Genomic DNA, 13,285 nt, shown 5'->3' with positions numbered 1-13,285 from the left:
GATGCTTGCCGGGATGGACTCCTCCGCGCCGGCCGCCGTGCCCTGGATCGTGCTGGGCGTGGCGGTCCTGGCGCTGGCCGGGCTGGTCGCGCTGCTGCTGACCGGCCGCCGCGGCGGTGCCCGCACCCACGGTCCGGTCCCGGCGGAGACGGCCGTCCCGCCGCCCGTGGCCCGTTTCCCGCACGACGACCTCCCCGCTTTCCTCGACACGCCCCCGGGCACACCCGCGGTCCCGGCGCCTGCCCCGCCCGAGCCACCTCCCGGCCTCCCGGTCGGCACCGGCGACGGGGACGACGGTCCCGGCGCCGTCCGGGTGGTGACCGCGATGGCCGCCGTCGCCGTGCTGCTCGTCGGCGCCCTCGCCGTGGTCGCCGCCGCCACGCGGGAGGACGACACCCCGACCGCCGAGGAGCCGCCGGCTCCCACCCCCCTCCCGGCGCCGCCGACCCCGGTCACCCCGACACCGGTCCCGGAGCTGCCCGGCGTGCCGGACCACCCGCTGCCGGGTGAGACCGGCGCCGGCGCCCTGGCCGACCGTTCGGTGCCGCTCGGCGAGGACGGCGTCACCGCCACGCTCGGCTTCGGCGGGATCGTCGTCGAGCGGCACGCGGTGGGCGTCACCGTCGCCGAACCGGTGGTCAGCGTGACCGCCACCGGGGACCCGGCCGGGGAGGGCGGCGCGGCGCTGGCCCACGTGACCCTGCCGACGTGGAACTGCGTGGCCGACGAGCCGCCCGCCGATCCGGACGCCGCCGGCTGCCTGCGGTCGACGACCGAGTACGCCGACCTGCCCTCCCCCGCCCTCCGCGTCACCCGGGACGGCGACGACCTCCGGCTGACCGGGCGGTTCCCGACCTACACCCGGCCGATCGCCACCGCCCCGGCCTACACGGGGCGGGTGTACGAGCTGACCGTCACCGTCTCCCCGGCGGGACCGGTGCGCGACGGCGGCGCGGTCGCCGAGGCGACGCTGTTCCTGGGCACCGACCGGACGACGACGACCCGCGACGGCTTCAACGTGATCCGGTACGCCGGCTGAGCGGCCCGCCGGACAGGGTGAGGGAGACGACCGGCGCACCCATCTCACGGGTCAGGCCGCCGACGTCGGAGAAGCCCCACCACGGCCGGCGGTCGGCGCCGTCGACGAGGGTGAGCAGCCCGGCCCTCAACCGGTCCTCCCCGGGCAGCACGGCCACCTCCACCTGACCGATCGCGGAGTGCAGCCGGGCGGCGGCCCGCAGCAGGAGCCGGGTCCGGCGGTCGGGCTCGCGGGCCAGCAACCGGGGCAGCCACCGGTCCAGCTCGCGGGCGTCGCGGCTGCGGTGCACGGGGCCGGCCCGGTCGAGTGCGTCGACCAGGCGGGCACTGCGCGCGGTGGCGAAGGCCGCCTCCGGACGCAGCCGGCCCAGCTCCCGCAGCGTCGGGTCGCCCAGCGGGAGTCCGGTCAGTCGCAGCGTCCACGGCCGCCGCACCCCGTCGAGGAGGCCCAGGACGCCCGCGGCCAGCTGTGCGGCAGCGCCGTCGTCCCGCACCGGGAGGCGGGCGGGGGCCGCGCCGGGCGGCACCGGCGCACCGTCGCCGAGCAGCGTGACCGCGACCCGGGGGCCGCGGCCGTCGACGACGAGGGCGGCCAGCGCGGCCGGCCCGCCGACCCGGTCGGCGTTCCGGTCCACGACGACCGCGACCGGTCGCGTGCCCGGCCGGGGGCGGGCTGCCGCGACGTTGAGCACGGTGGTCAGCCAGGGGCCGCGGGCGGTGACCGGGGTCCGGACGGCGGCCTGCAGCGGGACGGCGGCGCGCAGCTCCCGGACCACCTCGGCCCGGCCGGTCGCCACCCTGGTCAGAGGTCCCCGTGTCGTCACACCCCGAATGGCACCACAGCCGCCGACGGCGGTCCGTCGGCGGCTGTGGAACGGCTCGGGGCTGGTGTCACACGGCAGTGTGGAGGGCGTCAGACCGCGCGGCGCCGGAGCCGGCGGCGCTCCCGCTCGGACAGGCCGCCCCAGATGCCGAAACGCTCGTCGTTGGCCAGCGCGTACTCCAGGCACTCGGCCTTGACCTCGCAGCCGGTGCAGATCTTCTTCGCCTCACGGGTCGAGCCGCCCTTCTCGGGGAAGAACGCCTCCGGGTCGGTCTCGGCGCACAGCGCCCGCTCCTGCCACGACTGGGCGTCGGCCTCCAGGCCCGCGCTCCAGATCCCGGCGGAGGCCCGGCCGACCCCGTCAGCGCCGCGGTCGGCGTTCCGCTCCGACGCGCTGACGTAGTCGCTCAGCCACGAGACCTCTGCCATGACGATGCGTCCCCTCTCGCTCCCCCGGTGCGCGCCCTCCGGGACGATCCCGGGCCGCTCGGCACTCGCTGACACCGCGGGAATTACACGCGTGTCGTTGCGTAGGCGTCAACTTCGCGCGGTGTAAGCGACTCGCCACACGCGCCCCACCCGTCACACCCTGTTCGTCACTTCTCGTCCCACCCCTCGACACGCCCGGCGAACAGTCGACAACTGCCCATCGGGCACGATGACTTTCGTGCAGATCGTCGTGCTCGCCGGAGGGGTCGGCGGGGCCCGTTTCCTGGCCGGCCTCCGTGCCGCCGCGCCCGGCGCCCGGCTCACCGCCGTGGTCAACACCGGGGACGACGTCACGATGCACGGCCTGCGGATCTGCCCGGACCTCGACACGGTCATGTACACCCTCGGCGGCGGCATCGACCCCGACCGGGGCTGGGGCCGGCTCGGCGAGAGCTGGACGGTCAAGGAGGAGCTCGCCGCCTACGGGGCCGAGCCGACCTGGTTCGGTCTCGGCGACCGCGACCTCGCCACGCACCTGGTGCGCACCCGGATGCTCGACGCCGGCTACCCCCTGTCCCAGGTGACCGCCGCACTGGCCGACCGCTGGCAGCCCGGCGTCGAGCTGCTGCCGATGAGCGACCAGCGGGTCGAGACCCACGTCGTGGTGGCCGACCCCGACAGCGGGCGCCAGCGCGCGATCCACTTCCAGGAGTGGTGGGTGCGCCACCGGGCCGGGCTGCCGGCGTCGGCCTTCGTCCAGGTGGGCGTCGACGCCGCCCGGCCCGCCCCCGGTGTCGCCGAGGCGTTCGCCGCCGCCGACGCGGTGCTGCTCGCCCCGTCCAACCCGGTGGTGTCGATCGGGACGGTCCTCGGGGTCCCGGGGCTGCGGAACGCGCTGCTGGCCACACCGGGCCGCGTGGTCGGGATCTCCCCCGTCGTGTCCGGCGCCGTGGTCCGCGGCATGGCCGACCGCTGCCTGCCGGTGGTGGGGGTGGAGGTCAGCGCGGAGGGCGTCGGGCGGCACTACGGCGCCCGCTCGGCCGGCGGTCTGCTCGACGCCTGGCTGGTGCACACCGGCGACCGTGCCGACGTGCCCGGCGTCGACGTGCGCGCGGTCCCGCTGCTGATGACCGGCCCCGAGGCCACGGCGGCGATGGCGCGCGCGGCCCTGGACGCCGCCGGTGTCTGAGGAAGGACCCCGTCCCCCCCACCCAACGCAGGCGCAGGGCGGGACCCGGGACGGGGCCGCCGCCACGGTCCCCGACGGGATCTGCGTCCTGCCGGTACGCGGGCTGCCGGAGTTCCGCCCGGGCGACGACCTGGCCGCCGCGATCGCCGGCGCCGCGCCCTGGCTGGCCGACGGCGACGTCGTCGTCGTCACCTCCAAGGTGGTCTCGAAGGTCGAGGGCCGGCTGGTGCAGGTGGAGCCGGGCACCGACCGGGAGGCCGCACGGCAGCGGGCGATCGACGCGGAGACCGTCCGGGTGGTGGCCCGGCGCGGGCCGCTGAGGATCGTGGAGACCCGGCAGGGCTGGGTGGTGGCCGCGGCCGGCATCGACGCCTCCAACGTGCCGGGCGACGCCCTCGTGCTGCTGCCGGCCGACGCCGACGCCTCCGCGCGGGATCTGCGGGCGCGGCTGCGGGAGCTGCTGGGGACCACCGTCGGCGTGGTCGTCAGCGACACGTTCGGCCGCACCTGGCGGGAGGGCCTCACCGACGTCGCGGTGGGCTCCGCGGGGGTGCCCGCGCTCGTCGACCACCGCGGGGACGTCGACGTGCACGGCAACCGGCTGGAGACCACGCAGGTGGCCCTGGTCGACGAGCTCGCCGCTGCCGGCGACCTGGTGAAGGGCAAGCTGGGCGGGATCCCGGTCGCCGTCGTCCGGGGCCTGACCGTCGCGCCGCCGGCCGAGGACGCCGGCACGCGGCCGCTGGTCCGCCTGGGTCCGGGCGACCTCTTCCCCTACGGCAGCCGCGACCTCGTGGGTTCCCGCGCACCCGCGGCCGACCTCGTGCCGCGCCCCGGCGAGCTGGACGCCGTCGCCGAGGCGTTCCGCGTCGCGGTCGCCGCGCTGCCCGAGTTCCCCGTCGTGGTCCGCTACGGCGGCGAGGGGGACGGCGTGGTCGACGTCCACCTCCCGGAGCGGGCGACCACCACGACCGCGCTGAACCTGGGCGCCCTCGTCGGCGCGGTCGTCGTGCAGTTGCACGCCGAGGGCTGGACCACGCGCTGGGAGCCGGTCGGGACGCCGGGTGGCACCTCGCTCGTGGGGAGGTTGTGGCTGGGTTCGCCGGCGCCGTGACCACCCCGGCTGGGTAGCGTCGGTGGTCATGCGCGGGATCATCCTGGCCGGGGGCACCGGCAGCCGCCTGTTCCCGATCACGCAGGCGGTCAGCAAGCAGCTGATGCCGGTCTACGACAAGCCGATGGTGTACTACCCGCTCTCCACGCTGATGATGGCCGGAGTCCGCGAGGTGCTGGTGATCACGACCCCGGGCGACCAGGAGGCCTTCCGCCACCTGCTCGGCGACGGCGACCGGCTGGGGATGCGGATCGAGTACGCCGTCCAGCCGCGGCCCGAGGGGCTGGCGCAGGCCTTCCTGATCGGCGCGGACTTCATCGGCGACCAGTCCGTCGCGCTCGTGCTCGGCGACAACATCTTCTACGGCGCCGGGCTGGGCACCGCCCTCGGCCGGCTGCCCGAGCCCGACGGCGGGCACGTCTTCGCCTACCACGTGGCCAACCCGCAGGACTACGGCGTGGTCGAGTTCGACACCGACCGCCGGGTGACCTCCATCGAGGAGAAGCCGGCACGGCCGAAGAGCTCCTACGCCGTCCCGGGCCTGTACTTCTACGAGTCCTCGGTGGTCGACGTCGCCCGCGGCATCACGCCCAGCGCGCGCGGGGAGCTGGAGATCACCGCGGTCAACGAGCACTATCTGCGCGAGGGCCGGCTGACGGTGACCGTGCTCGACCGCGGCACCGCGTGGCTGGACACCGGCACCTTCGCCTCGCTGCGGCAGGCCACCGAGTTCGTCTCCGTCGTCGAGGAGCGGCAGGGACTCAAGATCGGCTGCATCGAGGAGGTCGCCTGGCGCCAGGGCTGGCTGGACGACGAGGGCCTGCGCCAGGCCGCCGGACCACTGGCCAAGAGCGGCTACGGCGACTACCTGCTCCACCTCCTCGACGAGCCCCGCGTCTGAGGGGCTCTCTCAGCGGCGGCGGTGGTCGGTCGCGGCGTTGCGCGGGCCGAACCGCGGCGCCCGCGCGACACCCCCGGCCAGCAGCAGGCGCACGACCCGCTGCCGCTGCCCCCGCCAGGGCTCGAGCAGGGCCATCATCCCGTCGTCGTCGGTGCGCGCCGCGCCGGTGAGCGCGAAGCCCACCTGGTTCTTCAGGTGGTAGTCGCCGTAGCTGACCGTGTCGGGGCAGCCGAACACCCGCTGCACCACCTCCGCCGCCGTCCAGACGCCGATGCCCGGAACCGACCGCATCCGGCGCTGCAGGTCGGCGCAGTCGACCGCCGCCTCCGGCTCCAGCCGGGAGGCGACGCTCGCGACGGCGCGCAGGGCTCGGCGGCGGGCGCCGTCGAGGCCACAACGGTGCCACTCCCAGTCGGTGACCGCCAGCACCCGCTCCGGGGTCGGGACCACCCGCATGCCCTCCGGCGCGGGGCCGGGGGCCGGCTCGCCGGCCAGCCGGATCAGCGCCCGCCACACCCGGTGCGCCTCGACGACGGTGACCTTCTGTTCCAGGACGGCGGGCACCAGGGCGTCCCAGGTGCGGCCGGTGCGGCCCAGCCGCAGCCAGGGGGTCGTGCGGTGCAGCCGGGTGACCAGCGGGTGCCCGCCGGGGTCGAAGGCCTCCGGCCGGTCGGCCGCGCCGAGCCAGGCGGGCACCGCCGACCCGGCCCGCTCCGCGCCGGGGCCCCACGCGGTCACCCGCACCTCCCCGGCGCACACCACGATCCGCACCGTCGCCGGCCCGTCGGAGGTGCTCACCGTGCGCCAGGTCGCCCCGTCGGTGTGCCGCAGCGTCGGGTCGCCGCTGCTGCGCTGGTGCGGGAAGAGGGTCCGGCGGACGTCCAGCGGCCAGTCCGGCCGCCAGACGTCGGCGAAGACCGGCGCCTCGAGGGTGGTGCTCAGGTGGTGCTCCCGGGGAAGAGGACCAGCCACCCGCAGGTGGCCGGACGGGTCAGCGCGGTGCCATCCGGAGCGCGCCGTCCATCCGGATGACCTCGCCGTTCAGGTAACCGTGCTCGACGATGTCGAGGGCCAGCTCGGCGAAGTCCGAGGGGCGGCCCAGGCGCTTGGGGAAGGGTATGCCCGCCGACAGGCTCTGGCGGGCCTCCTCCGGCAGGCTGCCCAGCAGCGGGGTGTCGACCAGGCCGGGCGCGATCGTGCAGACCCGGACGCCGACGCCGGAGAGGTCACGCGCCGCCGGCAGCGTCATGCCGACGATGCCGCCCTTGGACGCCGAGTAGGCGATCTGCCCGATCTGCCCGTCGTAGGCCGCGATGGAGGCGGTGTTCACCACGACCCCGCGCTCGCCGTCCTCGCCCGGCTCGGTGGCGGCCATCGCTGCCGCGGCCAGCCGCAGCACGTTGAACGTGCCGACCAGGTTGACCATCACGGTGCGGACGAACGGGTCGAAGTCGTGGGGCACGTTGCCCTTGCCGACGGTGCGCTGTGCCCAGCCGATGCCGGCGCAGTTGACCGCGACCCGCAGCGGCCGGTCCTTGCCGGTGGCCTCGGCGACCGCAGCCTCCACCGACGCAGGGTCGGTGACGTCGGTGCGGACGAAGGTGGTGTGCCCGCCGAGCTCGGCGGCCAGCTCCTTCCCGCGGTCCTCCTGGATGTCGAGGATGGTCACGGCCGCGCCCCGCCCGGCCAGCGCCCGGGTGGTGGCCTCCCCCAGGCCGGAGGCCCCTCCGGAGACGACAGCGGCGACGTCGAAGTCCTTCATGCGCCGCAGGCTATCCGGGACGATCAGCTGAACTGTGACCCGTGTCGCTGCTCCACCGCGGCCAGCAACTGCTTCACCCGCTCCGCGTCACCCACGGGGCAGACCATCGTGACGTCCCGGGTGGCGACGACGACGCTGTCGCGCATCCCCACCAGGGCCACGAGGTGCCCGGGGTCGTCGCTGAAGACGATGTTGCCGGCGCTGTCGAGGGTCACCGCCAGGCCGCGGACGGCGTTGCCGCCGACCGTCTCCAGGGTCGCGGCCAGGGCCGGCCACGAGCCGACGTCGAGCCAGTCGACGTCGAGGTCGGCGACCAGCACCCGCCCCGGCTCGGCCGCTGCGGGCTCCAGGACGGCGTAGTCGACGCTGATCCTCGGCAGCGTCGGGAAGACCTCGGCGAGGACGGCGTCCCGCTCGGGCCCCGCGGGCGCGGCGACGACCCGGGCGAGCCCCTCCGCGCTCTCGGGCAGGTGGTCGGCGAGCGCGTCGAGCACCGTCCGCGCCCGCCAGACGAACATGCCGGAGTTCCACAGGTACTCGCCCGACGCGAGGTAGGCCTCGGCGGTGGCGCGGTCGGGCTTCTCCCGGAAGGACGCCGCCTCGGCCACGCCGGGCACCTCCGTGGCGGCGCCGCGCTGCACGTACCCGAAGCCGGTGGCCGGTGCGGTGGGGCGGATGCCGAGGGTGACCAGCGAGCGGGGCCGCACGGCGAGGGCGTCGTAGGCGGTGGTCAGCGCGCTGGCGAACCGCTCGACCGGCCGGATGACGTGGTCGGCGCTGACCACGGCGAGCTCCGCACCCGGGTCGACGTCGGCGACGAGGGCCGCGGCCAGGCCGACGGCGTTGGCGGTGTCCCGGGCGACGGGTTCGAGCACCAGCCGATCGGGACGCAGCCGGGGCAGTGCGGCGCGCACCTGGGCGCCGTACCGGGCGGCCGTGCACACCCAGATGCGCTCGGCGGGCAGGACAGCCTCCAGCCGGGCGAACGCCTCGGCCAGCAGGCTGTGCGCGGCACCGTCCCCGTCGGCGACGACGTCGAGCAGCTGCTTGGGCCGTCCGGCCCGGGACAGCGGCCACAGCCGCGTACCCGACCCACCGGCCATGATCACCGCGTGGCGCACCGTCAGCTCCTCCCCCGCCGGCGCGGCAGCGCCCGGCTCTCCCGGGCCTGACGTCCCACGCCCTCCGCGCGCCGCTGGAAGCGGGCGCCGGCGGCCACCCTGCCGCTGACGTAGGACACCAGCATCCGGCCGCCCAGCCCGACCCGGAGCGCCCCGCGCAGGGGCGCGTGTCGCCGCAGCGGGTACTGGCCGGACAGGTAGCGCAGTGCGCTGGTGTGGTGCACGCGCTGCATGCGGTGCGGTTCCCGGCGGGTGGCGTGCCCGCCCTCGTGCGTCACCACCGCCGAGGGGGCGTAGACGTGCAGCCAGCCGCGCCGGGTCAGCCTCTCGGCGAGGTCGACGTCCTCGAAGTACATGAAGTAGCCGGGGTCGAAGCCGCCGACCGACCAGAACGCGGCGACGTCGACCAGCAGACACGAGCCCGACAGCCAGCCGGCCGGGCGCTCGCTCGGCGCCTCGCGCTCGCGGCGGTACCGGGCCGTCCACGGGTTGGCCGGCCAGGCCCAGCCCAGCAGCGCGTGCCCGGCGCCGGTGGACAGCCGCGGCAGGTCGCGGGCCGACGGGTACAGCTCGCCCTCGGGCGTCCGGATCGCGGGGCCCACGGTGGCGGCCCGCGGCCACCGGGCGGCGACGGCGAGCAGCTCGTCGACCGAGCCCGGCTCGAACCGGACGTCGGGGTTGGCGACGACCGCGTGACCGTCGGTCAGCCCGGCCATCCCGGCGTTGACCGCGGCGCCGTACCCGATGTTGCCGCCGGTGCGCAGCAGCCGGACGTGCGGGTGCTGGGCCGCGGCCCGCTCCGGGGCGCCGTCGGTGGACCCGTTGTCGGCGAGGACGACCTCGACCGGGCGGGTCGTCGCCTGCGCCAGCGAGTCGATGAAGCCCTCGAGGGCCTCGCCCGGGGAGTAGGTCACCGCCACCACGCGCAGCGGTGCGGTCTCAGGGCGTGCACTCACGCGGAGGACACTACGAGGCGTTGCGCGGGACGGGGTGCACCCGCTGTGACCACTGGTGCGTGGGGGACGGTTTCGTCCCACTTCCCCGTTTCGCGCCCGGAGGGGACGCGCGCGCGTCGGTACAGTCGCAAGGCGTGACTTCAGCCAGTCCTGACCTCGTCGTCGTCGGTTCCGGGTTCTTCGGGTTGACCGTCGCCGAGCGGGTGGCCACCCAGCTGGACAAGAAGGTCCTCGTCATCGACCGGCGCGACCACATCGGTGGCAACGCGTACTCCGCGCCCGAGCCGGAGACCGGTATCGAGGTCCACGTCTACGGCGCCCACCTGTTCCACACGTCCAACGAACGGGTCTGGCAGTACGTCAACCAGTTCACCGAGTTCACCAACTACCAGCACCGGGTTTTCAGCATCTACCAGGGCCAGACCTACTCCCTGCCGATGAACCTGGCCACGATCTGCCAGTACTTCGGCAGGAGCTTCTCCCCCGAGGAGGCCAGGGCGCTGGTCGCCGAGCAGGCCGCGGAGTTCGACACCGCCGAGGCCAAGAACCTCGAGGAGAAGGCGATCTCGCTGGTCGGCCGCCCGCTCTACGAGGCGTTCATCCGCGGGTACACGAAGAAGCAGTGGCAGACCGACCCGACCGACCTGCCCGCCGCGGTCATCGCCCGCCTGCCGGTGCGGTACACGTTCGACAACCGGTACTTCAACGACACCTACGAGGGCCTGCCCAAGGACGGGTACACGGCCTGGCTGACCCGGATGGCCGACCACCCGAACATCGAGGTGCGGCTGTCCACGGACTACTTCGACGTCCGCGACGACCTGCCCAAGGACGTCCCGACCGTCTTCACCGGCCCGATCGACAAGTACTTCGACTACCAGGCCGGCGAGCTGGGCTGGCGGACGCTGGACTTCGAGACCGAGGTCCTGCCGATCGGCGACTTCCAGGGGACGTCGGTCATGAACTACGCCGACGAGGACGTGCCCTTCACCCGGATCCACGAGTTCCGGCACTTCCACCCCGAGCGCGACTACCCGGGGGACAAGACCGTCGTCGTCCGCGAGTACTCGCGGTTCGCGGAGACCGGCGACGAGCCGTACTACCCGATCAACACCCCGGAGGACCGCGCCAAGCTGGAGCGCTACCGGGAGCTGGCGACCAAGGAGGCCGCCGAGAAGCGGGTGCTCTTCGGTGGCCGGCTGGGTACGTACAAGTACCTCGACATGCACATGGCCATCGGCTCCGCGCTGACCATGTTCGACAACCGCATCCGCCCGTTCTTCGACCAGGGTCAGTCGCTCGACGGCCGCCTGGAGGACTGACGTGCCCACGACGACCGCCTCCGCCTCTGGCGGCCGACCCCTCCAGGAGACCGACCGGTGACCGACCCCCACGACCAGACCGGCGCGCACCGCGTCTTCGAGATCCTCCAGGAGCCGGACTGGTTCTCGGGGCTCTCCGTCCGGGAGGCCCGCCTCCTCGACGGCGCTCTGGCCTTCCACTGCCTGGCCCGGCCGGGTGAGCGGATCCGGGCCACCGTCCTGCGGACGGACGGCCCCCACTTCCCCTCGCTGACCGACACCCGCACGTCGACGATCGAGTGGGCCGACGACCGCGCCGTCGTCGGGACGATCGAGACACACGCCTCCAACCACCCGGTCCCCACGACGGGTGTCGTCGACGTCGTCCTCGACCTCGGTGGCCCGCCCGAGGCCCTCATGCGCAGCGAGCAGCCCACCAGCCGGGTGCTCGCCGCACGGGACGCCGTCCGCCGCCGCGCACCCGTGGCGTTCGACGCCGTCCGCCAGCTGCGCACCGACCGGCTGGAGAACCGGCGCCTGTCCCAGCCCATCCCCCGGGTCGGCCGGCTGCACAACACGTCCGTCGGCTCGTCCCGCGGGCACACCAGGGCCGTCCTGTTCGGCCTGCACTGGCTCGAGCTCGGCGGCGCCGAGAAGTGGGCCGCCGAGACCATCGGCATGGCGCGCGAGGCCGGCCTGCTGCCGATCGTGCTCAGCGACCGCCCGTCGGGGCACCCCGACATCGCCCGCCCCGTCTTCGACGACGCCCTGGTCATCCCCCTGACCCACCCCATGCAGGGGCCCCAGGAGTCGCGGCTGCTCAGCCAGCTGTTCGAGCGCTTCGACATCCGGGGCGTGCACATCCACCACTGCTCCTGGCTCTACCAGCGGCTGCCGTGGATCCGCGCCCAGTACCCGGGCACCGAGCTGGTCGACTCGCTGCACGTGCTGGAGTGGCGCACGGGGGGCTTCGTCGACATCGCCCTGCGGCTGTCGAACGTGATGGACGCCCACCACGTCATCTCCCCCCAGCTGCGCGACTACCTCGTCGACCGCCAGGGCCTGCCCCGGGAGAAGGTCGCCCTGGCGACCCTCGCCGACCTCACCGTCGACCCCGCCGCCGACCGGCCGGCGCCGTCGTCCAGCCGCAAGCCGGGTGACCCGCTGACGGTCGCCTTCGTCGGCCGCTTCACCCAGCAGAAGCGCCCCTACCTGTTCCTCCGGCTCGCCGCCCAGCTGCGCAGCCGCCTCGGGGACCGCGTCCGGTTCGTCATGCACGGGGACGGCGAGCTCGCCGCCGACGTGCAGGCCGACCACGCCCGGCTGGGGCTGACCGGGGTCGTGGAGCTGCGCGGGCCCGGGCGCCCGGTGGCCGACACGCTCGAGGAGGCCGACGTCCTCGTCATCACCTCCGACAACGAGGGCGTGACGCTGACGTCGTTCGAGGCCGACGCGCACGACGTCCTGGTCGTCAGCAGCGACGTGGGCTCCCAGGCCTCGGTCGTGACCCCGGAGCTGCTGCTCCCCCGGGCCACCGTCCCCTTCCTCCGTGCCGCCGAGCGCACGCTGGTCTCCCTCTGCGAGGACGAAGGCCGCATCGCCCGTCTGCTCACCGAGCAGCGTGCGCGGGTCGATGCCTTCGCCGCGCTCCCCCGCGCCCGGGACTGGACCCGGTCCCTCTACGAAAGGTGGGCCTCTTGACCACGACGAACGTGGCCGCGGTCATCGTGACCTACAACCGCGCCGACAAGCTCGGGAAGGTGGTCGAGCAGGTCCTCGCCCAGGACCGCCCGGCCGACCAGGTCATCATCGTGGACAACGCGTCCACGGACTCGACCGGCGAGGTGCTGGCGGCCTACGAGGGCCGCCCCACGGTGCACATCGAGCGGCTGACCACCAACACCGGTGGGGCCGGCGGCTTCGCGCACGGCATGTCGGTCGCCTACGAACGCGGCGCCGACTTCGTCTGGATCATGGACGACGACTGCTACGCCGACACCGACGCCCTGCGGCAGCTGCTCGACGGGCACGCCGCGGCCGAGCAGAACATGGGCATGCGGCTGCCCTTCGCCTGCTCGGTGGTGCGCTGGACCAACGGCGACATCTGCGAGATGAACAACCCGGAGCCCACCTGGGACTGGGGCAAGCTGCTGGTCCGCGGCGAGAAGAGCGTGCTGGTCAACTCCTGCTCGTTCGTCTCCGTGATGTTCCCGCGCTGGGCCATCACGCAGTTCGGCCTGCCGCTGTCGGAGTACTTCATCTGGTTCGACGACCAGGAGTACACCCGCCGCATCACCGCCGCCGGCCCCGGCGTGCAGGTGCTGGCCAGCACCGTCACCCACGACCTGGGTGTCAACCGCGGCGTGAACTTCGGCGACGTGAACGACGCCAACATGTGGAAGTTCGAGTACGGCGTCCGCAACGAGGCGTCCTACCGCTGGCACCACGAGGACCCCTTCGCCGCCCTGCGCTTCGCCCAGCGCCTGCACACCGGCCTCAAGGGCGGGAAGGTGCCGTGGCGGCTGCGCCGCCGGCTGGCCAGGAAGTTCCTCGAGGGCATCCGCTTCGACCCGAAGCCGGCGTTCCCGCGGACCGTCCTCTGACGCACCGCTCCCCCGACGACGAGAGCCGCCGGCGCCCGTGGGCGCCGG

Annotated in this window: 13 protein-coding genes; 7 read left to right on the top strand and 6 right to left on the bottom strand. The window is 74.6% G+C overall.

Translation table 11 applies throughout. The features are described 5' to 3' along the window. Nucleotides 1-13 precede the first annotated feature (13 nt). Entirely contained in the window at nt 14-1,039 is a 1,026-nt protein-coding gene (locus ACI78V_RS13745; RefSeq protein ID WP_456851598.1) for a hypothetical protein, read from the top strand. Here ACI78V_RS13745 and ACI78V_RS13740 read toward each other — a convergent pair. Together ACI78V_RS13740 and ACI78V_RS13735 are read right to left on the bottom strand one after the other, a co-directional pair. Continuing rightward, nucleotides 1,014-1,862: a hypothetical protein gene (locus tag ACI78V_RS13740; protein WP_456851596.1), complete on the bottom strand. Its 849-nt coding sequence runs from the start codon at nt 1,860-1,862 to the stop codon at nt 1,014-1,016. The genes ACI78V_RS13745 and ACI78V_RS13740 overlap by 26 nt on opposite strands. A gap of 89 nt (nt 1,863-1,951) precedes the next feature. Beyond that, nucleotides 1,952-2,290: a WhiB family transcriptional regulator gene (locus tag ACI78V_RS13735; RefSeq protein ID WP_456851594.1), complete on the bottom strand. Its 339-nt coding sequence runs from the start codon at nt 2,288-2,290 to the stop codon at nt 1,952-1,954. 238 nt (nt 2,291-2,528) lie between these two features. On the opposite strand from ACI78V_RS13735, the gene cofD reads away from it, so the two are divergent. The 3 genes from cofD to rfbA are packed head-to-tail and all read left to right on the top strand — an operon-like array spanning nt 2,529 to nt 5,494. Further along, nucleotides 2,529-3,479 (top strand): 2-phospho-L-lactate transferase, encoded by a 951-nt coding sequence (gene cofD, locus ACI78V_RS13730; RefSeq protein ID WP_456851592.1) that lies wholly within the window; start codon nt 2,529-2,531, stop codon nt 3,477-3,479. Continuing rightward, nucleotides 3,472-4,593, top strand: coding sequence for a coenzyme F420-0:L-glutamate ligase (locus ACI78V_RS13725; RefSeq protein ID WP_456851590.1), 1,122 nt, complete (start codon nt 3,472-3,474; stop codon nt 4,591-4,593). Before cofD ends, ACI78V_RS13725 begins: the two co-directional genes overlap by 8 nt. A 28-nt stretch (nt 4,594-4,621) precedes the next feature. Further along, nucleotides 4,622-5,494, top strand: coding sequence for a glucose-1-phosphate thymidylyltransferase RfbA (gene rfbA / locus ACI78V_RS13720; RefSeq protein WP_456851588.1), 873 nt, complete (start codon nt 4,622-4,624; stop codon nt 5,492-5,494). Between the two features lie 9 nt (nt 5,495-5,503). Here the strand turns inward: rfbA and ACI78V_RS13715 are convergent, their stop codons facing one another. The 4 genes from ACI78V_RS13715 to ACI78V_RS13700 are packed head-to-tail and all read right to left on the bottom strand — an operon-like array spanning nt 5,504 to nt 9,333. Then, nucleotides 5,504-6,466, bottom strand: coding sequence for a DNA-3-methyladenine glycosylase family protein (locus ACI78V_RS13715; RefSeq protein WP_456851586.1), 963 nt, complete (start codon nt 6,464-6,466; stop codon nt 5,504-5,506). A gap of 19 nt (nt 6,467-6,485) precedes the next feature. After that, nucleotides 6,486-7,256: an SDR family NAD(P)-dependent oxidoreductase gene (locus tag ACI78V_RS13710; protein ID WP_456851584.1), complete on the bottom strand. Its 771-nt coding sequence runs from the start codon at nt 7,254-7,256 to the stop codon at nt 6,486-6,488. A 23-nt stretch (nt 7,257-7,279) separates the two neighbouring features. Then, nucleotides 7,280-8,377 (bottom strand): mannose-1-phosphate guanylyltransferase, encoded by a 1,098-nt coding sequence (locus tag ACI78V_RS13705; protein ID WP_456851582.1) that lies wholly within the window; start codon nt 8,375-8,377, stop codon nt 7,280-7,282. A 2-nt stretch (nt 8,378-8,379) separates the two neighbouring features. Beyond that, nucleotides 8,380-9,333, bottom strand: coding sequence for a glycosyltransferase family 2 protein (locus ACI78V_RS13700; RefSeq protein WP_456851580.1), 954 nt, complete (start codon nt 9,331-9,333; stop codon nt 8,380-8,382). Nucleotides 9,334-9,467: 134 nt separating this feature from the next. Between ACI78V_RS13700 and glf the strand changes: the two genes are divergently transcribed. Genes glf through ACI78V_RS13685 form a run of 3 tightly spaced genes read left to right on the top strand, consistent with a single transcriptional unit; the run spans nt 9,468 to nt 13,237 of the window. Next, nucleotides 9,468-10,655, top strand: coding sequence for a UDP-galactopyranose mutase (gene glf, locus ACI78V_RS13695; protein WP_456851578.1), 1,188 nt, complete (start codon nt 9,468-9,470; stop codon nt 10,653-10,655). A gap of 57 nt (nt 10,656-10,712) precedes the next feature. Continuing rightward, complete coding sequence (locus ACI78V_RS13690) at nt 10,713-12,335, top strand: glycosyltransferase (protein ID WP_456851576.1); 1,623 nt, start codon at nt 10,713-10,715, stop codon at nt 12,333-12,335. Further along, nucleotides 12,332-13,237: a glycosyltransferase family 2 protein gene (locus tag ACI78V_RS13685; protein WP_456851574.1), complete on the top strand. Its 906-nt coding sequence runs from the start codon at nt 12,332-12,334 to the stop codon at nt 13,235-13,237. Before ACI78V_RS13690 ends, ACI78V_RS13685 begins: the two co-directional genes overlap by 4 nt. Nucleotides 13,238-13,285: the final 48 nt, after the last annotated feature.

This window comes from Geodermatophilus sp. SYSU D00742 (genome assembly GCF_054049935.1).
This window is presented reverse-complemented; position numbering and strand designations above follow the sequence as displayed.

What these genes read in the sequence shown, in the direction of transcription:
- ACI78V_RS13745 (WP_456851598.1), top strand. Translation starts at nt 14, where the DNA reads ATGGACTCCTCCGCGCCGGCCGCCGTGCCCTGGATCGTGCTGGGCGTG.
- ACI78V_RS13735 (WP_456851594.1), bottom strand. Translation starts at nt 2,290, where the DNA reads ATGGCAGAGGTCTCGTGGCTGAGCGACTACGTCAGCGCGTCGGAGCGG.
- rfbA (WP_456851588.1), top strand. Translation starts at nt 4,622, where the DNA reads ATGCGCGGGATCATCCTGGCCGGGGGCACCGGCAGCCGCCTGTTCCCG.
- ACI78V_RS13710 (WP_456851584.1), bottom strand. Translation starts at nt 7,256, where the DNA reads ATGAAGGACTTCGACGTCGCCGCTGTCGTCTCCGGAGGGGCCTCCGGC.